The sequence below is a fragment of the Leyella lascolaii genome, assembly GCF_900079775.1.
Taxonomy (GTDB): domain Bacteria; phylum Bacteroidota; class Bacteroidia; order Bacteroidales; family Bacteroidaceae; genus Prevotella; species Prevotella lascolaii.
In genome coordinates, this window is the sequence record NZ_LT556035.1 from 431479 (window position 1) to 450157 (window position 18679).

Consider the following 18679-nt stretch of genomic DNA (forward strand, 5'->3'; position numbering starts at 1 on the left):
AAACTATTCGGTTTCAGTTTTTATAATTAAATCTCTCACATCAACATTCAAACACTTTGCAATCTTAACCAAAGTCTCTAAACTAGGTTGATAAGTGTTTGTACACCACTTTGAAACCGTCGTCTGATCTTTATTTAATTGACATGCTAACCATTTACTCGTTTTATTTTTTTCTGCGAGTACAGCCTTTATTCTATTTATATTTTTGTCTTTTTCTTGCATACATCTATGGCTTTTAGTTTATACAGCCTTTAATTTAATTACAAAATTAGTCTTTTTATTCTATCAGGTAGTGACTTTTAGAGAAATATCTCTATAAAATAGAGAATTTCGCCAAATTAAATGAAATAATACGATTCACACCATTCTTAATTTGTATTATAAGATCTTTTGTGTAAACATTATATTAAGAAACTCTTTTAGTTCCGCAAAGACAATAATTATAAAGAGCATTAAGAAAGAGTAAGATCTCTTCCTTAATGCTTATAAATTCTCTTACACCTCTAACTCCTTCAACGGCAATCCATAATTATATTGTCTGAAAAAGCCTTTGTGGATAAGTTTCAGGCCAAGGGTCTGATAATACTTGTAGTCATCATCTTCGGTGCAGAGGTATTTGTAACCATAGCGTGGGGCATACTCCTTGAAGAAGCTAGCAAGGTCTTTCAGGTTCTCCTGTTGGTTTCGTTTGAAGTTGCTGCGCACAATGATAATGCTCCAGTCGGGAATGCTGCCAACGCCGCAACTGTATTCCCAAAAACGGATGTATAAATCCATTTCGCCAACATGGACGGAAACACAAATGCCATTGGCGTTGTGCATAACGGAACAACAGTTTCTGTAACCGAATCTCTCACACAAATAGAGATTAAAATCGTAAATAAAGTCGGAATAGTTCATAATAAATTGAATTTTGATGGTTAATAAAAATTGATTATAGACTGAAACCTCGTTTGCGTTTCGGTTTCTTTTTCTTCTTTTTAAGCCGGTTGGCCTGTATCGCTTCCTCTGTATCATAATCCGTAGGAGAGGGAGTGAACAACCCCAGACTGATACCGGAATGATTCTCCTGTTGGTATTCATGCCGAGGTTCCTCGCGTATGGTCTCTGCCTGTTCCTGACGTTGGCTCACGGTAGCAGAAAGAGCGTTATATCTCAATTCCTGGTCGATGTTCAGGAAACTGAACTGGCGGTCAATCTTTGAACCGCTAAAGGTCAGTTGGTCACATGTGAACTTGACACCTTGCATCTCTCCGGTCGTGCGACTTAGCTTCCATTGCGTATCAATTCCGTACTTCCGTAAGGCCAGTCGCAGCTCACTCCAGCTTCGGGCGTTCGGAACTTCTCGTTTCAAGGCATGATAGATAAAATACTTTACCTTGTCATGACGACGTAACCGCATGAAATTGACATTCTCTTTTCCTTCGGCAAAATGCAAACGGTAACGGGCTGTCAGCATCTTGCAGACCTTTTCGTTCCGGTAACGGTCGTTCTTGTCGCTGATGGTGCGGCCGTCATTATCCGCCCGGTTGTAAACGATGTGACAATGCGGATGATCACGGTCGGTATGCCTGGCGATGATGAACTGCGTGTTCTCGATTCCCATCAGCTTCATATAGTCGTGGGCAATTTTCAGCATCAGTCCATCATCGTCACGGATGCGGTCCCCGTCTTCTGCAGAGAAACTCAATGATATATGGCCGACCTTGTTCTTGACCTTGTCATTCAATAAAGTCTGCAACTCGAATTGCTCCGCTATTTCTTCAGGTGAACCGTAGACACCAACCGCTTTCAGCAGGCGTGATTTATCTTCTTTCAGCACATAGTTTACGCACCCGGAAAACGATGTGCCCTTGACAATCTTACCTATCATCCTTGAGTTGTTTTATGAGTTGAGAAATCTGCTGGGTGACGGTCCGGCACTCATCGGCCACACGATAAAAACCGTAAGCGTTGGCTCGTTTGGCAAGCTGATTCAGGTTCGTACTTTCGCCAATCAGTTTTCGGATGATGTCAAGATTTTCTCTCGTAATCCGTTCGCGCACCGTACCGTGTTCAATGAGTGAACGCACTACTTCGCTTTGACTGCGTTTACTGCGCCGGCTGAGTGCTCTGAGCCAGCCGAATTGTTCGTCTGTAAGACGGATTGTAACTGTATTTTTCTTGTCCATAATATTTGCTTTTGAGATTAATAATTGTGACCATCGGGAGCCGTCTCACCTTCTTTTGAGGTGAGCAAGTGGCCGGGAAATGTAATACACCGGCATAAACTTGCTCCAGTGAAAAAGAAGAGAATCAGACATCTGAAAGTCATTGTTTGAAAAGTCCTTTCCGAGTATGTTGAACCGTTGCTGAAAGCGGTGCTTTCTCCACATTGACAAGCCGTAAATCGAAGGTCTTGACCAGCGTTTTCAAGGCCGGATTCAACGTGATAAGACGATTGAAAATTGCTTCCTTTGTCTCTTCTTTCAGCAGAAAATCTGCAATGTCATAACCCGCATCCCGTTCTTCTTTTGTTGCGTTTCTTTCCATAAAATCGAAGAGAGAAACCTCTATTCCCAGGCTTCGGATCATCTCCATTTTACTATTCCAATAGTCGGTTGCACCCAGATCGGGGAAGAGCAGAACACGTCGGTTTCTTAATACGCTCATGGCATCCTGATTGAACGCACCGTTCTTTCCGCCCGAAGCAATCCAGAGGTATTGCGGCAGATAGAAACTGGATATCAAAGCGCTTTTCTCACTCTCCACAAGGGCAACCGGACGCTGTTGGTCGGAAAACAAAAGGTGCTCACCAAACAGGCATTGCCGGAGGTTGAAATTCTCTTTCTTCAAAAGGGAATGTACCCACGTGATGTAGTTGTGCGGCTCTTTAATCCGTCTTCCGCTTCCAGGATTGTAGAGCATCACTTTTCCGGTGCGTACACGTCCGGAAATATCGACCTGCCAAAAGACCGTAGCTCCCGGCCAATGCTTCGAGGTTCCTACATGGTAGCGCAACATCAGCTCTTCGGTAGCCTCCTGTCCGAAATGGAAACTCAGGAACTGAAACAGCTTGTTCGTGTGATAAAGCTTCAGGGATTGCCTCATAATTTCGGGCTCAATGAAGGATGGCGCAGGAGGGAGACTGATGCGTGGCTTTGACACTGGTACAAACTCTTCACTCAATCGCTCCTTGGCAATCGGATTCTCATCAAAGTACATTTTGGGCGTATAGTTGTAGCCGCACTTTTGTTCATGGTTGCATCGCCCTACATAGTCAGGAAAGCTGATTTGTTTTTCCGTATCGATGTATTTGGCGAAACAACTTTTGCGGTGGCAGTTCGGGCATGTGTGCCGGGTGCTGACACCTTTGTATGGTTCTAATGTGAATCTGTAGTTCATTTTTCTTTCTGTTTGGATGTTACTATGCACATTTTCGCAACTTCACAAACCCCTCGGTTGCGAAAATGTGCATAGTAACAGGTTTATTTACTGTATTCTCCATGATTCTCTTTTCTGAATAATGTTCCGATGTGTCGTTTTAGAAACATCTTGAAAGCATGTTCCTTCATCCCGTAACTTTCAGCAATGCCGATACCTTCTGCCGTTGTAAATCTCTGAGGCAGATTCAAGTAGATGTTGCGGTGTAATTCGCTCAACTGTTCCTGACTGACGGCAGTCTGCACTTTTACAGCTGTAGTACGAAAATACTCAGTCAGCAGGATGGCACGGTTCACGCTTTCAAGGTCAATCGTATGCTTGTCGCACTCTCCGCAAGTCCATCGGGCAAGCTGGATAATCAGACAAAACCGAATAATGTAGATTTCCAGTTTGCAGTAAATACCTACCAAAGCATCATTGGTTTCCATATCACATTGGCGGGCATTTTCATGCTGCCAACCGTAAAGCCGTTGCTTGGCATCTTCATCAAATGGCAGGCATTGAGGCTGCAACTCATTATTCTCGTCATGCGAACAATCCTGTGCGATCAGCTTGTCGATAATCTGTTGCCACTGGATTTCCAGTTCTTCAGGAGTTTCCCGGTCGTTCCATCTGCTTTTCAAGACAGATTTAGGCATCACGAAAAGAATACGGTCTATGAAACCGTTACTCGAACGCTCGCCCTTGACCAATTCGCCCAGAATCTTCTTTTGGATGGTACCGATAACAGAGATATAGGGACGTCTGATAAAAATGGAACTTTGCGTACTCTTGCGGTCGGAGATCGTAGGCTTGGCATTGAACACCGAAAGCCAGAACTGTTCTTCCGAACCGTTATTGTAGCGATTGAAGTTCTTGAACCAGGCCGACAGCTCGTCCGACCAAAGGCAGAGTCCTCTGGGATTCTGGGCATGTATCAGGCTCAACCCTTCGGGAGTAATATCCGAAACAAGAAAGCGTCTGCGCACGGGAGCCTGCGGAAACTCATCCAGACCGGCTTCCAGGCGTTCCTTTTTGCTCATGGACATCGTGCGTTCATACTCAGCATACAACTTCTGATATTCCTGATTCTGACAATAGTCATGTTCAATAAACGGCTGGAAAGCGAAACTCAGCGGATGACTCTTATTCGCTCCGGGGCGTCCAATCAGTGCCATGTACAGAATGGGACTTTCCAGCCAGTTGCGCTTCACCTGCACCAGATGAGAGTTGCCAATCCCCACGGCAATGGCCGCAAGGATAGCCGCAGCAACATAATCCACGGGATAGCCCTGACAGTCGTGCAAACTACTGATAATACGCTGCACCCTGATAGGAAAGACTTCTATTGGGAACTCACCACCAGACATCTTGGCTCCGATGCGCACAGCCTCGCCGATAATACCTTCTGCTGTTAATTTGGAGGTTTCCATAGCCGTGCAAATCAAAAGTTATAGCCTCCCTTTGGTTTGCGTTTCGCTCCATGTACTATCTCCGCTGCCTGTTCTTGAAGTGACATGGCCCGCATCTGCTTGCGTCCGGACTCAATCCATTTCAATAACTCATCTTCATAGAAGTATAGTTTCTTACCTTTTTTATAGGCTGGAATCAGTCCTTTACGTGCAAGCGTGTAAATGGTAGGTTTTGCCTTTCGTGTGATTTTACAGGCTTCGTCAATTTCAACAAGACGATGCTTGTCGGAAGAAGCCTGGGGTTGCAATGCCGCCACCATTTGCCGGATTTGTTCCATCTGTTCTGTGAGATAACCTACCGCCTGCGGCAGCTTATCAAAAGTGATTTGTTCATTTGCCATACGTACTCGTTTTTAATTGTTCACTGGCAAAGGAAATTGGTGTTTTGATGGTGGGAAACATCACCGGGATATAACTGTGAGATAACTTTTGGAGGTGATTGGTAGTGATTACAAGGAATTTAAGTATCTTTGTAAACGAATAGATAAGAATACTTTATTAGTTAAGCAAAATATGGCACTATATTTATCTGCAGAACAGAAAAACCTGAAATCATTGTTTTCCAATGACAACAGGTATATAATACCAAACTATCAGCGGCACTATTCATGGACTATGGAACAGTGTAGGCAACTATATGATGATATAATGGATGCATATAGCAGTGGTACCGATTCATATTTTTTGGGAAATATTGTATTGGCAGAAGACGAGCATGACGATCGTCCAGAAGTTGTTGACGGGCAACAACGTTTAATTACTCTATGGTTATTTCTTAAAGCTATTCATATTCTTCATCCGTTTAATAATCGTCTGAAAAGAATGATACAGGTGGAGTCTTATGAGGATGATAGCACTACTGATTTTGTAAGCACCATCTTCTCGGATGTTTTTGAAGTGAAAGATCAAGAACAAATAGATGCTATTCTCACAAAAACAAAAGAAGATTTTGAAAAAGACTATTTGGAATACTTAAAGAAGGGAGAGATGCTGTACTATAAGAATAGTACAGAACAAGTGAAGAATAATGCAATTGCCATCTATGCACTATTGAGAGAGTATTTCTCTCGTTTGGATGATGAAAAACAGAAAGTATTTGTTGATTTTTTTATTAGCAAGATATATCTGCTACCTATAGTTTTGAAAGACGATGACTTGGATGAGGCTAGGTCAAATGCTTTATTAGTTTTTGAAACCATCAACAATAGAGGTATGGATTTACAAGACGCAGATATTTTTAAAGCAAAACTCTATTATATGTCTCTATCAGTGGGGAAGGGTGAGAAATTCAAAGAAGAATGGAAAAACCTCATATCTCGATGTGATGACTTAGAACTTAAAATTGATGATTTATTTCGCTATTACTACCATATAATTAGAGGTAAAGAGGGAATTGTGATAGCCGAAAAAAGACTAAGAGAGTTTTTCCAAAAAGATCCAAAATCTCCCTTTAAAACAGGTGGATACGAAATAGTGTTGGAAGATTTACAGAAGACACTAGATGCGATAGAAGTGTACTACTATAAGCGTACAGAGCCTACACGATTAGGAGCTTGGCTACAAGTGTTAGATGCATACACCAATCAGAATCCTGTATATGCGTTAATAGTGTTTCTATACTTTCACAAAGAGGCTAACGAAGATGACTTAATTGAATTCTTAAAAAAAGTTTTGCGTTATTGCTATTACAGAGGTTCAACAATGTCAGTGAAATTTGAGATTTATAATATTATATATAGAGTAGCTGCAAATTTGCCAGTTGATGACTATTTGACAAAGAATATTGATTCATGGATGTGGAATTATCCTGGACGATTGAGGAAAGGACTTTCCTTATTGGCTTTCTATCTAAAGTATCCCAATCAGGTGGCCGTAAAGAATTATAAAGTTGATAAGATTCTCAAGTCAATCGATTCCTGTCATATTGATTCAAACTGGCCAAAAGACAATCTTGATGACGATTTAAACAGTCTAGGGAACAATATTGTTCTTGACATGCCACAGCGTAACACTCCTATCTATCAACGTTATCAGTCTTATAAGATGTCTGAGCTAGAGGAGGTTAAGAATTTAATAAGCACCACTGCAGGTTATACTTATAGCCAATTTACTAAACGAATAAAAGATATATCTAAGCTATTAGAAAATTTCTTTGTAAATGGAAAAGAAGGGTTATGAAACAGCTAACATTAGAAAACTTTAAGGCTTTTGGTAGTGATAGAGCTGTTCTCGGAGATGCTACTGCTGAGGGGAAACCAATGAATATATTGTGTTATGGCGAAAATGGATCTGGAAAAAGTTCAATTTATGAAGCTATTAAATATGTTTTTCATAAGAAACGAATTGAAAATGAAAGAATCCCGGCACATCTAACAGGTGATGGGAGACTGAATGCCGAACGTCAGATCTTAATAGATTATAAGAATTGTATGTCGAGTAGTCCCGTTAATATTACCGTTAACGGGGAATCTTTTTTGACTTTCGACACCTCATGTTATCATGTATATATGATAGACGGGGCTGATTTAGCTGTTAATAAACAGATTGATGTCAAACAATTATTAAAATCAATGTATTTGGGGCATCATGATATTGATCATGAGGTTACACAAGATTTCGTTGATGTAATTGTTTGTGAGACAAACCGTGTTTTAAAAAAATTTTTCTTTGAAGAAGTGACAGTTGCAGTGTCTCAAAATGGGTCGTTCTTGCTAAAGATTAATGATGATAAGCAAAACCTTCATTATGATGATTTTTTAAAAATATATTTCAATGAGGCAAAACTTCACCTGATTGTATTAATTGTTGCTTTGTCATCAATTATGTTAATGGCACCTACACAGGCTGACCAAAAGAGGATTTTAGTTCTCGATGATTTTATTACAAGTTTAGACACTGCCAATCGGTCTTTTTTATATCAATATATTACAAGTTGTTTCAAGTCCTATCAAATAGTAATTTTTACGCACAATACTAGTTTTTACAACCTATGTGATCATTTCTTGAAGGAAGTTCCAGAAGAAAATCAAAAATGGTTACGTCAAGGAATCTACGAATATAATCACAAGCATTGTGTTTATGCCAAGAAGAATGTAGACAGAATAAAAGAAATCGAGAAAGAACTAGATGATCACCCAGAAAATACAATTAATATTGGTAATGACATTAGACAGTATTTTGAGGTACTACTGCATCAGTTAGCCATGTTGTTGATGTCTGGTGCAAAAGAAGAAACCACTTTCATAATAAAAGAAATTTGCCAGAAAAGTGATTTTAGATTTTTTCATATTGATGCCTCCGGCATTAGTGATTTAAGAACACTTTTCAAGGAAATTAATGATATTATGAGACATGCGCCAGAAGCCATGCAGTGGGAGAAGATTAAGAAGACTATCAATAAGTTCAATAATGCCGCAGAATCAGCTGATAAACTATCAGAAAATATACAGGCAATGTCTATATATCAAAAAGTAGTTCTTCATCAATCTTCTCATGGACATGAAGGTCTTCCTAATTTGTCAGGAAAAGAAATAAAAGCTTCAATTGAAGTGATAAAAAAAATAGAAGATACCATCAAAAAAATGAAGATAGAAAGAATATAATTGAGATTGGCCTTCCAGACATTATTGTTGAGATACACTTTTCTCTATGTAGCCTCTATTATCCTGATAAATGGTCGTTAACACAATATATTTATGATTACGGCTACAAACTTCTTAAAGTTATGAAAATGGATTTAACTATTGGAATGCGATAATACCTAACGGTATTGCTGTTATACTTTTTTGTTCAGTTTTATCTTGCTCTCTGATTCTGTATGTGACATTTTACGTTCAATCGTTGAAATTTCCAAGTCACGGAGGGGATGGGCAAAGACATTCTTGATGAATGTGGCGGTATGAATACGCTTCCTGCCAAAAGCCTTGCCGATGTTCCAACCAAAGTGCATTATATCAATGCTTTTAAGTTGTGAGTCAACCTTTACGGGCGATATCTTTTGTAAGGTATCGCCTGTACTATATTCTGCAACGTATGTGCATAGACGGTTGAGATCTTCTTCACTCATATAGGCAACCATAGTTTGCTTCGTATAGCTAAGGACCTTTTCCAATTTGGTTTGAATAGCACGATTCTTTTTTGCGATAGAATTGGTTCGCAGGACTTCATATTCTGAAGGTTCAGAGATTGCTTCTTCAGTGGTAGGAGCAGGGTCAATGACATCAGGTGTAGCTTGTTTTGACTCTTTGATTGTAGGGGCTTCTGGAACAGAAACGGTGTCATTGTGTTTTTTCATCTTTTGAAAAGCAGGGAAACGAAACAGAAAAGCTTCTATGCGTGGCAGCAGAAACTGATTGGAAGTTGTCTGTAAACTGGTATAGATTGCCATCAAGACAATTACTGTTGCAAAAAATGCAACAATACTACTGAAATCATCAACACCCTTGGATAAAACATACTGACGAACTAAAACGCCAACAACAAGAGTACCTACCAATACAAGGGAATAGAGTGTTATATGTTCAATACTTTTCTGATTCATAGTGATATTTGCTAATCGTTTGTGCGCAAATATATGTCATTTCATTAATACCATACTATAAATCCAAGAAAGTGGCAGCATTTGTCCTCGATATGGTACTTATTTCTATGCCATCTATGCCACAATAGAATAAAAAAGAAGAGTCCGATATGGGGTCAAAACCTAGTCGGACTCTTCTTACGTTACAGAACTTTATACTATTTCAGCGAAATCTTATTCGCCGTCTCTCGCTTCTTGGAATTGACCAAATCAGCATAGATTTGAGTAGTGGTGACATTCTTATGTGTCAACATCTTCGATACTGTGTAAATGTCTGTACCTAAAGAGATTTGGATGACGGCGTATGAATGACGAAAGCAGTGGAAGGTTATGTGCTTTCTGATTCCGGCTTCTGCAATCCATTGTTTTAGGGGATGATGAGTCATGGAGCGAGTTAAGCCTTTGAAGACTTTTCCAGTGCCCCATTCGCCACACAACTCCAGTGCCTCCTGACTGATTGGGAGGGTGGCCTCGGTTTCAGTCTTTTCGGTGCAGATACGGATATAGTAACCTTGATCCGGACCGACTTCAAAATCATGCCAGTCCAGCTTCAAAATATCACTGATACGGAGGCCGGTCATGCAGGCAAACAGGGAGGCCTGTTTCAAGACTGGAATTTTGCAGGGTGTAGCTGCCAGTTTCTTGACTTCATCAAGTGTCAGATACTCTTTCTTGACCTCTTTCCATTCTATCTTTTCCAGGAAGTCGTTCAAGTTCTCACGCAGCATCTTCTCTTTGTAGGCTATTTTCAACAGGGCTCGAAAAGTAGAATAATAGCCGGCTGCCGAATTACGTGAGATATAAGCATTGGGATGATTGATTTGTTTGCATTTGAGCAGGTAATCCCTGAACTTCTCGCACAGTTCCACGGTGACATCGCCAAAGGTACATTTACCGCCGACAAATTTCTCAAAGTGATTATAAACGCAATCCCATTTCTCATACTTTTCTCGTGCCTTTGTCCGGAAGTAGGCAAGGAAATCTACCTTTTGTTTGTTCTTGTCCAGGAACCCAAATTCTTCATTGATAAGCGACTGGACACGGATACAGCGGATTGCCTCTGCTTTGTTCAGCATGTCCTGATTGAACATTCTTTGCTGCTCGTTCTTGGGTTTGGCATAGATGTAGATACCGAGGAATTCCCGGCGACTCATCTTCATCGTATAAGGATTGCGAATGGCCGGATAATAATCCAGATAAAGAGATATGCGGTCGTTACGCAATGGCTTTTGTCTCAAAGTTACGTTGGTGCATGTAAGTGTCATAGCTATATTGTTTTTTGATTAATACTTGTTTTTGTTGCAAATAAAATAGGTGTTCTGATGGTGGTATTTATCACCGGAAAATAACTTTCGGCTCATTCTATCTTTGGCGGTTCAAAGAACTTGTCCAGCTCTGCCCGCAGGATCTTGGTATATTTACCGACCTTTATGCGGGGAATATTATGATATTTCACATAATGGTAGAGTTGATCCCGCGTCAAATTGAATCGCTCCATCGCTTCGGCAATGGTGTAGTATTTGGGCTTTTCGGGAGCTATGAGACCTTTGGCAATATCCACATGCTTCTTGGAGTAGTACACCATGATGCCGACCTTCTTCTTGGGAATGGCATTCTTTGATACAAAAGAATATATGGCCGTTAGCGTCATGCCGAACTTCTCCTGCATGTCTTGCGTGCTGTACCATTCCTTGATCTCAGGATCGGGAGCTTTCTTTGCAAAGTAGTCATCAATATGCTTTTTGCTCCAATAGGTTTTTCCACGATGAAAGGTTCGTGGAATATTATGTTCCTTAGCGATATGAAATATCCAGGAATCCTTTACTCCATATTTTTCCTTGACTTCAGCTGTGGTGTAGAAATCTGATATTGGAGTTTTCTCTTTGGGCTTATTCTCATTATTGGAAGCAATAATGTAATCGAACATCTTATCAATATCCGAACGCCGTACAAGAGTTTTCCCATCAAATCTGACCGCTTTGATTTCCGCGTTTTTAATATACCGATAAATTGAGGTACGGCCTACACCTAAAAATGCGGCAACTTCAGTAGGGGTTAAGAACTCTTTTTCAGAATTAGGTTTTAATTCCACATCATGTTTCAAGTGAAATTCTTGAATCCGTTTTTTTCTAACTCGATCTTTGTATGCGAGGTTTGCGCACCTGTGTGAACAGTATGCGGTAGTGATCTTGTGGGCGGTAAAAATAGTGCCACACCACTCGCATTTCTTTTGAATTTCAATGTTACTAGCCATTTTAATTATCTTTTTAGTTCGCCAAATCTGTTTCATTGCGTACCACAGCGTTCCAAGGCGTTCCAGGTTATCCACCATCTGGCAGGCAGTAAACCCTGTTTTTGGCTTGTGAGGTACACAGGAGGTACAAAAAATGGCGTAAAAAGGCTTAGCAACGATTATCAACGATACTTGAGCAACAAAAAAGGCGCCCGTAAAGAGCGCCATATCAATCGATTGTAATCAATTTAACTCACTGGTAATCAGATAGTTACTTCCCGATGCAAAAGTGTTTGAATATATTTTGTAGTGTCTCTTCGCTGGTGATTTCGCCTCCTGTTATTTCAGCGAGATGGCTGATACATTCGCGCAAGTCTTGTGCTACGAGATCAGAAGGTATGTTTTCGTTTATGCCGTCAATTACACGGTTGACGGCTTCGAGTGAACGGATGAGTGCCTCATAGTGTCGGGTATTAGTGATAATAATGTCACTTTGTGATATTTCTGGCACATTGGCGAATGTCAGGAGCATTTGTTTGAGCTTATCGATATTTGTACCGAATTTTGCCGATATGTGTATTTGATGGGCATGAGGAGGCAATTTCTCTATCTCGGTGCACACTGGCTGATTTGTGATGTCGGTCTTGTTGTAGGCAACAATAAGTTGTTTATCCTTGCATAAAGGATATAATTTCTTGGATATTTCTTTTATTCTGTCAGATTTCTCGGTTGCGTCAACCATCCAAATTATAATGTCTGCCTGATTTATCTTTTTGAATGTAAGGTCTATTCCGAGCCGTTCAATCGTGTCTGTTGTATCTCTTATTCCCGCAGTGTCAATGAAGCGGAATACTGTTCCATTGATGTTAACCGTATCTTCTATCACATCGCGTGTTGTGCCGTGAATATCACTCACTATTGCGCGGTCTTCACCAACGAGAGTGTTAAGCAAGGTTGATTTGCCTGCGTTGGTTTCCCCGATGATGGCTACGGGAATGCCGTTTTTTATGGCATTTCCTAAGTTGAATGATGAAGCGAGACCTGATATTTTCGACTTCACTTGCAAGGCTATCTGTTTAAGCTCATCGCGGTCGGCAAATTCAAGTTCTTCATGGTCGCTGAAATCAAGTTCAAGCTCCATGAGTGATGTCAGTTTGAGCAGTTTGTCGCGCAACGTGGACAATTCATGGCTGAATCCTCCTCGCATCTGGTTCATTGCCATGCGGTGTGTGGCAGCCGATGTCGACTTGATAAGGTCAGCAACGGCTTCAGCCTGACTCAGATCCATCTTGCCGTTAAGGAAAGCCCTCTGTGTATATTCACCCGGTGCGGCTGAGCGACATCCGTTTTCTATAAGAAGGCGCATCACCTGTTGCAGAACGTATGATGAGCCGTGACATGATATTTCCACGGAGTCTTCGCCGGTATATGAGTGCGGTGCGCGGAAAATACTTACGAGCACCTCGTCAATTATTTCGTCTTTACCGTTTCTGATGAATCCGAAATTTATTGTGTTGGCGTCGCGTTTATCCAATGGAGTGCTATGTTTGTCAACCGGCCGGAATATTTTGTCTGTGATACGGATTGCTTCCGTTCCGGATACTCTTATTATTCCTATTGCTCCTCCGCTGGCTGTGGCGACAGCGCAGATTGTATCATTGTGTTCCATTGTTTGCGTGAAATGTTTTTAAGACATTGTTCTGAAAGTCAAAGTGAAATGTTATTGACAAACTCAGATTATGACTTTTGAGTGATTGAATATACCCAAGCTATTGCATATGAAAGATAATCTTATGCATGAGGCAATATGAAATCACAGCCTTATTTATGTCCTTAATGTCGTGATAATGTGCAAGTTGATGTATATTGAAGTCATTGTCCTGAGTAGATGTTGGCTGATACGAGCCTGCAAATATGTTCGAGACAACTCCTGTCTGTATCGTCAAAACTGTCAAGGCGGTCGCTGTCGATGTCTAAAACAGCCGCTACATCACCTTGTCTTAGCAGCGGCACTACAATTTCTGATTTTGACAGTTGGCTGCATGCGATGTGTCCGGGAAATCTTTCTACGTCCGGCACCACAATCGTCTCTTTCCTTTCCCACGCCGTTCCGCAAACTCCGTTGCCTTTCTTTATGCGGTAGCATGCCACGCTGCCTTGAAACGGACCGAGCGAGAGTATGTTGTCTTTTACTATGTAGAATCCTACCCAGAAAAAACCGAATGTCTCTTTTAGCGCGGAAGAGACGTTTGCCATTACGCTCACTTCGTCGTGTTCATTATAAATGAGAGCTTCAAGTTTTCTTGTGAACTCTTCGTAGCGGGACTTTTTATTTTCTGTTGTAGAGTTGAAATCTATTTCTGCAGTCATAAAATATATGATAACGTTATTCTGAAAGCTAAATATTATATATTGTTCTGTTGGATGAATGTCTCATAACAGTAATGTGCCTCAAAGTTACAGAATTTATTCATCATTATGTCAAACTTTCTTTTAATTTCTTTTTCAAACCGTTATTTTCATGTAATTTTGCATGCTCAAATCACGGGATATGGCAAAATACAGTGATGAAGATTTGTTGTGGAGGCATATCAGGACACGTTTCAATAGAGGAATCGCCCGCTACGGACTCATAGATGATGGTGACAGGATTATGGTTGCATTGTCTGGAGGAAAAGACTCTTTGGCACTCTTGTCGTTGCTTGCGGAGAAGTCACGCATTTTCAAGCCGCGCTTCTCGGTCGTGGCAGTGCATGTGGTGATGAGCAATGTGGGCTACAGTTCTGACCTTGACTATCTGCGGTCATTTTCGGAGAGTCATGGCGTACCGTTTTTCCATGTAGAGACGTCTTATGAATATTCCGAACAATCGGACAAGCCTCACTGTTTCCTTTGTTCATGGAACCGTCGCAAAGCACTGTTCGAGAAAGCAAAGGAGATGGGCTGCAACAAGATAGCACTCGGACATCATATGGATGACATCCTTGAGACTTTACTTATGAATATGCTTTTTAGCGGAAGTCCGAGTCCTATGACTCCTCTGCTGAGAATGAAAAAGTTTGACATGACCCTCATCCGTCCTATGTGCCTCATCCGTGAACGTGAGCTTGCCTCTCTTGCAGAGGTACGCAGCTTTATTGGTCAGAAGAAAAAATGCCCGTACGAACGGGCTACCAATCGCAGCAGAATGAAAGGTCTGCTTGCCGAGATGGAACATATCAACCCGGAAGCATGTTACAGTCTGTGGAGGTGTGTTGAAAAACTGCTGTCTGGAGACAGTGCCGGCAATGATGCGGAAGACGGAATTTTTTAGGATAATAACTATTGATATTATGGCATTACAAAGTGTTTATTCTGTAATTTTACTGATTTTCTCAAATGTGTTCATGACAGTGGCGTGGTACGGACATCTGAAGATGAAGGAGGAGTTCAACTGGTTTGCGTCCCTTCCGCTTATCGGTGTGATAGCTTTCAGTTGGGCTGTGGCATTCTTCGAATACTGTCTGCAAGTGCCTGCCAATAGGTTGGGGTTCAAGGATAACGGCGGTCCGTTTGACATAATGCAGTTGAAAGTCATTCAGGAGGTCATCACCCTTACTGTGTTCACAGTGTTCTCCGTCATAGCCTTCAAGGCAGAGTTGCATTGGAACCATTTCGTGGCATTTGTGCTGCTGGTGCTTGCTGTATATTTCATATTTAAGAAATAATTACATCAGCAATGTTCTCCGGAGTGTCGCGCGAGAGATGTTTCTGTCTCAGATAGGATTCACTTCGCTGTTGGCATAAGACCGTCCGTGAGTATATTAAGTGACAGCCATCCTTATGATTGTCTGTTAACAGGCGGAAGTACTGAAGACTTCGTTTTTATGTTCCGCCTGTTATCTTTGGTTTCAGATAGAAGTTTCCTATGTGCATCATACGATAACTAAAATCAGTCGCGGCGTTTTCTCTGAGTCATCATAATTTCATAATTCAGAGATTAATAATATATTTTTCCATAGAACTGCGTATTTCTGCATTAACGCAACTTGTTGATAATCTGAATTTTATCGTGTTTCGGAGAACCGCTCTTTTCCGGCGGCATTACGATAAAGCCTGTTCTGCATGTCGAAACGGGCTTTATCGCATTACAATATGGACATTCCTGGAGTATGGAAGACGGCTTTCAGGAATGCGGAAGAGCCTTTTCCGCTTGACATTGATATTCAAACGTATGCGGTGCGGTGTGTTTTTTATAAGTAAAGAGACCTCTGTTTGACATATTATTTCCCAGAATCTGAAAAACAGAATGTTAAATTGCGCATGTGTGTTAACTAAAAAAATACCTTAGGATTAACTAAAACGGACTTTTGTGCTTTAACTGTTTCCTGCATGGAAATACAGTAAATGCATTGGATATATTTATAACAATGGAATATAAAATTATAGAATACAAGTAACTGTTTAACGTTAATCTATATTATAAATTCTCTTAGTTGTATCCATATCTTTACAGTCATCTTGTATGCTTTTGGGATAAGGAAAGCTGCGCCCGGCAAAAAGGATCAAGCTAAGAACATTTTCTTACATATCAGAATTTAATAAGAAACCGGTTTGTCATGCGTCCTCTACTTTGCCGTTATTTGTTTGATGACAACCTTCTACGATTGACAAATGCTTCGTGTACACGGGACTTAATCATGAACATGAAATTCATAGCGCGCAGATTAAGGCAAAGAGATGGATGATAAGTGTAATTGTGCACTATTTCCCGATGATTGTTCTTCAAATGACTTAATCTCTCTTATGACTGTTAAAACACTTAAATAGTTTTCTCCGACGGTATTTAAGTATTATTTTTACATAAATTTTTAATTGCCGAATATGCTTTATTTGTCAAGAATACGGCTGTCTGATATCATTAGCAAACACAGCTATCTTTACTGTACGACACCGACGCCATGTTTGGAATGATTCACAGTGCAGATGCAAATATAGTATTAAAGGTGTTATAAACCTCAAATCCTCAACTAAGCCCTTCAACGTCCTTCTTGCGTGTACATGTCCTCTCTTACTGAATTAGCAGATAAATTGAGGTAGAAATCCCCACTGCAACCCTCAATATTCCCTTACCCCACAATGCGACTTGAGGCAATACGCAGTATCATACCCATAAGTTGTAGGCGTTATCCAAAATCAGTCTGAAAAATGTCTGCGTAAGCATTATTACAGGTATAGATATTCAGCACANTGATAGAAAATATTCCTCCAAAAGGAGTGAGTTTCTCAGATTTAATTTGTATTTTTGCCATGTCTATCGTCGGATTTTCTTGTTTATTTTTTGCAACACTAAGATAAGTGAATTCTTCGACATGGCAAAATCCTGAGCAACTTTTTGTTGCTCAGGTACTTAAAAAGTTTAATTTATAATAGTGTTGCGGAATTAAGGATAAACAAATTTTATGGACTGTATAATATATAGGATATGGATATAAAAAGACTTTCGCTCTTTCTGCTAACGGCTCTGAGCCTTATGTCGATTGGTTGTGGCAATGATGACGGTACGGACAATTCATACGTTGATATTGTCATGCACGTGTCCGAAAATACTGTTTGGAATCAGGTGCGGGGCATTGATGAGCCAAAGGAATACATGCTTGTGAAGGAACGTTCTGCCTCATCATGGCAGGAGCTTGCTATTGGCAGCATCGAGGGTTTTGATTATGTGCGCGGTCACGCCTACGAGTTGAAGGTACGCAAATACGTTCTGGCAAATCCTTCACAAGGCGGAACAAAATATGTCTATCGTCTGCTTGGCATAATAAGCGACGTCACTGTTTCGCCTGGCGGGGTGCCTGACGAGGCAAAGTTCAAGCTCAAAATGGTACAATTGGAAACATTTATGCACTTGGACACACCGTTGGCGGCACCGTTTGACATGCTGAAGTTCAGAGTGACAGACAACAATGATGCATACTCACCAGTAGGATTCCCGGGATTCCTGCAGTATTATGATTCGCTTGTCGTTTCCTCTCCGGAGATGCCCGATACGTATTGTTTATATAAAAAGGAGCATGATTATAATTCCGCCTCTGAAAGATTCATGTCCCAGTTCAGTTCTTATTTCTTCGTAAAAAAGGACTTTCAGATATTTCTCAAAGGATATAAGGACGGAGAGGTGAAGTATGAATATAAGGTAGACCAAATCATGCGAGAGAGAGATTTTCTCGGAATCGACTGGAAATATGGAGATGTCGTGCTCGACAATCCAAAAACATCAGGCATATATTGTGTGCTTGATAACAGATATGAGTATATGTTGACCGACACACAAGTGCGCAACAATATACCTTATGTTGAAATTGGCGTAGCCTATACATCCGGACTTACTGACGCCGAGTACATCAAACGGCAGGAAAACGGATTGCGTTGGCTGCTCGAAGAACATTTGGGAGAAAAAATCACCGAGACAAGGTCAGAGTTTAAGACTGTGCCGGAAGGTGCGGAGGTGGTGGAAACTTACGGTAATGCCACTACACGGGCGGCACTTGTACACACCAATGGAGACGACCTGCATGCGGAAAGATATTATATAATCACTGAGAAAAAGTGACACATAAGAGTTTCAATTGGATAGTATTTGTGATTCAAGTCAATTGAGTCAGTGATTGGAGTGTCCTCTTTTGTATGTTGAAATGATTGTCATTGGGTAATGAATGGCAGATTGTTTTGTCTTAACCGGAATATTCATCAGACATATAGTAAAAAACCGTTTAGGAAGTCTGATGCGATTCCGGTTTAGCGTCTTGTGTCGAGAAACATCGTCATGGTGTCGTATTTTTATTCAGTATGTATATTGTCTGACGCATACTTCGAATATTATTATATTTGTCTGAGATAGTCTGCACACGTGAATTTGAAGGCAGGTTCCCTTTCCGCTCGTTTGCGTTATCTGTGTTTTTTCTATGTATTATTATTTGTCTGTACAGATGTTTTTGTAATTTTGTGTCAGAT

At 40.7% G+C, this 18679-nt stretch carries 17 protein-coding genes; 5 read left to right on the plus strand and 12 right to left on the minus strand.

The window, feature by feature from the left end:
• Nucleotides 1–3: 3 nt before the first annotated feature.
• The 7 genes from BN4609_RS03070 to BN4609_RS03100 form a co-directional block, all read right to left on the minus strand.
• Nucleotides 4–222: a helix-turn-helix transcriptional regulator gene (locus BN4609_RS03070; RefSeq protein WP_068855225.1), complete on the minus strand. Its 219-nt coding sequence runs from the start codon at nt 220–222 to the stop codon at nt 4–6.
• A 273-nt stretch (nt 223–495) separates the two neighbouring features.
• Nucleotides 496–900 (minus strand): hypothetical protein, encoded by a 405-nt coding sequence (locus tag BN4609_RS03075; RefSeq protein ID WP_068855226.1) that lies wholly within the window; start codon nt 898–900, stop codon nt 496–498.
• A 34-nt stretch (nt 901–934) separates the two neighbouring features.
• Entirely contained in the window at nt 935–1873 is a 939-nt protein-coding gene (locus BN4609_RS03080) for a relaxase/mobilization nuclease domain-containing protein (protein ID WP_068855227.1), read from the minus strand.
• Nucleotides 1863–2171 (minus strand): MobC family plasmid mobilization relaxosome protein, encoded by a 309-nt coding sequence (locus BN4609_RS03085; protein ID WP_008151762.1) that lies wholly within the window; start codon nt 2169–2171, stop codon nt 1863–1865. The genes BN4609_RS03080 and BN4609_RS03085 overlap by 11 nt, the downstream gene beginning before the upstream one ends.
• 139 nt (nt 2172–2310) lie before the next feature.
• Nucleotides 2311–3384 carry a DUF6371 domain-containing protein gene (locus BN4609_RS03090; RefSeq protein WP_068855228.1) on the minus strand — a complete coding sequence of 358 codons (1074 nt, stop codon included), beginning with the start codon at nt 3382–3384 and terminating at the stop codon, nt 2311–2313.
• Between the two features lie 83 nt (nt 3385–3467).
• Nucleotides 3468–4835 carry a DUF3987 domain-containing protein gene (locus BN4609_RS03095; RefSeq protein WP_068855229.1) on the minus strand — a complete coding sequence of 456 codons (1368 nt, stop codon included), beginning with the start codon at nt 4833–4835 and terminating at the stop codon, nt 3468–3470.
• Nucleotides 4836–4846: 11 nt separating this feature from the next.
• Nucleotides 4847–5215, minus strand: a complete 369-nt coding sequence (locus BN4609_RS03100) for a helix-turn-helix domain-containing protein (protein WP_068855230.1) — start codon at nt 5213–5215, stop codon at nt 4847–4849.
• 94 nt (nt 5216–5309) lie between these two features.
• Here BN4609_RS03100 and BN4609_RS03105 point away from each other — a divergent pair, with 94 nt between their 5' ends.
• Both BN4609_RS03105 and BN4609_RS03110 read left to right on the plus strand, forming a co-directional pair.
• A complete protein-coding gene (locus BN4609_RS03105) occupies nt 5310–7052 on the plus strand; it encodes a DUF262 domain-containing protein (protein ID WP_087278447.1) in 1743 nt (580 codons plus the stop codon).
• Entirely contained in the window at nt 7049–8476 is a 1428-nt protein-coding gene (locus BN4609_RS03110; protein ID WP_068855232.1) for an ATP-binding protein, read from the plus strand. Before BN4609_RS03105 ends, BN4609_RS03110 begins: the two co-directional genes overlap by 4 nt.
• A 173-nt stretch (nt 8477–8649) precedes the next feature.
• Here the strand turns inward: BN4609_RS03110 and BN4609_RS03115 are convergent, their stop codons facing one another.
• The 5 genes from BN4609_RS03115 to BN4609_RS03135 all read right to left on the minus strand — a co-directional run bounded on the left by BN4609_RS03115 (nt 8650) and on the right by BN4609_RS03135 (nt 14056).
• The gene (locus tag BN4609_RS03115) at nt 8650–9414 is read right to left on the minus strand and encodes a mobilization protein (protein ID WP_068855233.1); all 765 of its coding nucleotides are present in this window, start codon (nt 9412–9414) and stop codon (nt 8650–8652) included.
• Between the two features lie 197 nt (nt 9415–9611).
• A complete protein-coding gene (locus tag BN4609_RS03120) occupies nt 9612–10718 on the minus strand; it encodes a site-specific integrase (protein ID WP_068855234.1) in 1107 nt (368 codons plus the stop codon).
• A 92-nt stretch (nt 10719–10810) separates the two neighbouring features.
• The gene (locus BN4609_RS03125; RefSeq protein WP_438501680.1) at nt 10811–11914 is read right to left on the minus strand and encodes a helix-turn-helix domain-containing protein; all 1104 of its coding nucleotides are present in this window, start codon (nt 11912–11914) and stop codon (nt 10811–10813) included.
• A 43-nt stretch (nt 11915–11957) separates the two neighbouring features.
• Nucleotides 11958–13355 (minus strand): tRNA uridine-5-carboxymethylaminomethyl(34) synthesis GTPase MnmE, encoded by a 1398-nt coding sequence (mnmE, locus tag BN4609_RS03130; protein WP_068855235.1) that lies wholly within the window; start codon nt 13353–13355, stop codon nt 11958–11960.
• A 203-nt stretch (nt 13356–13558) separates the two neighbouring features.
• Nucleotides 13559–14056 (minus strand): GAF domain-containing protein, encoded by a 498-nt coding sequence (locus BN4609_RS03135; protein ID WP_021992459.1) that lies wholly within the window; start codon nt 14054–14056, stop codon nt 13559–13561.
• A gap of 181 nt (nt 14057–14237) precedes the next feature.
• Between BN4609_RS03135 and BN4609_RS03140 the strand changes: the two genes are divergently transcribed.
• The 3 genes from BN4609_RS03140 (at nt 14238) to BN4609_RS03150 (ending at nt 18278) form a co-directional block, all read left to right on the plus strand.
• Entirely contained in the window at nt 14238–14999 is a 762-nt protein-coding gene (locus tag BN4609_RS03140) for a tRNA 2-thiocytidine biosynthesis TtcA family protein (RefSeq protein WP_068855236.1), read from the plus strand.
• Between the two features lie 19 nt (nt 15000–15018).
• Nucleotides 15019–15393 (plus strand): DMT family protein, encoded by a 375-nt coding sequence (locus BN4609_RS03145; protein ID WP_021992461.1) that lies wholly within the window; start codon nt 15019–15021, stop codon nt 15391–15393.
• Nucleotides 15394–17150: 1757 nt separating this feature from the next.
• Nucleotides 17151–18278, plus strand: coding sequence for a DUF4377 domain-containing protein (locus tag BN4609_RS03150; protein WP_068855237.1), 1128 nt, complete (start codon nt 17151–17153; stop codon nt 18276–18278).
• Nucleotides 18279–18679: the final 401 nt, after the last annotated feature.

What these genes read in the sequence shown, in the direction of transcription:
- BN4609_RS03070 (WP_068855225.1), bottom strand. Translation starts at nt 222, where the DNA reads ATGCAAGAAAAAGACAAAAATATAAATAGAATAAAGGCTGTACTCGCA.
- BN4609_RS03075 (WP_068855226.1), bottom strand. Translation starts at nt 900, where the DNA reads ATGAACTATTCCGACTTTATTTACGATTTTAATCTCTATTTGTGTGAG.
- BN4609_RS03080 (WP_068855227.1), bottom strand. Translation starts at nt 1,873, where the DNA reads ATGATAGGTAAGATTGTCAAGGGCACATCGTTTTCCGGGTGCGTAAAC.
- BN4609_RS03085 (WP_008151762.1), bottom strand. Translation starts at nt 2,171, where the DNA reads ATGGACAAGAAAAATACAGTTACAATCCGTCTTACAGACGAACAATTC.
- BN4609_RS03090 (WP_068855228.1), bottom strand. Translation starts at nt 3,384, where the DNA reads ATGAACTACAGATTCACATTAGAACCATACAAAGGTGTCAGCACCCGG.
- BN4609_RS03095 (WP_068855229.1), bottom strand. Translation starts at nt 4,835, where the DNA reads ATGGAAACCTCCAAATTAACAGCAGAAGGTATTATCGGCGAGGCTGTG.
- BN4609_RS03100 (WP_068855230.1), bottom strand. Translation starts at nt 5,215, where the DNA reads ATGGCAAATGAACAAATCACTTTTGATAAGCTGCCGCAGGCGGTAGGT.
- BN4609_RS03110 (WP_068855232.1), top strand. Translation starts at nt 7,049, where the DNA reads ATGAAACAGCTAACATTAGAAAACTTTAAGGCTTTTGGTAGTGATAGA.
- BN4609_RS03115 (WP_068855233.1), bottom strand. Translation starts at nt 9,414, where the DNA reads ATGAATCAGAAAAGTATTGAACATATAACACTCTATTCCCTTGTATTG.
- BN4609_RS03120 (WP_068855234.1), bottom strand. Translation starts at nt 10,718, where the DNA reads ATGACACTTACATGCACCAACGTAACTTTGAGACAAAAGCCATTGCGT.
- BN4609_RS03125 (WP_438501680.1), bottom strand. Translation starts at nt 11,914, where the DNA reads ATGGCGCTCTTTACGGGCGCCTTTTTTGTTGCTCAAGTATCGTTGATA.
- mnmE (WP_068855235.1), bottom strand. Translation starts at nt 13,355, where the DNA reads ATGGAACACAATGATACAATCTGCGCTGTCGCCACAGCCAGCGGAGGA.
- BN4609_RS03135 (WP_021992459.1), bottom strand. Translation starts at nt 14,056, where the DNA reads ATGACTGCAGAAATAGATTTCAACTCTACAACAGAAAATAAAAAGTCC.
- BN4609_RS03140 (WP_068855236.1), top strand. Translation starts at nt 14,238, where the DNA reads ATGGCAAAATACAGTGATGAAGATTTGTTGTGGAGGCATATCAGGACA.
- BN4609_RS03145 (WP_021992461.1), top strand. Translation starts at nt 15,019, where the DNA reads ATGGCATTACAAAGTGTTTATTCTGTAATTTTACTGATTTTCTCAAAT.
- BN4609_RS03150 (WP_068855237.1), top strand. Translation starts at nt 17,151, where the DNA reads ATGGATATAAAAAGACTTTCGCTCTTTCTGCTAACGGCTCTGAGCCTT.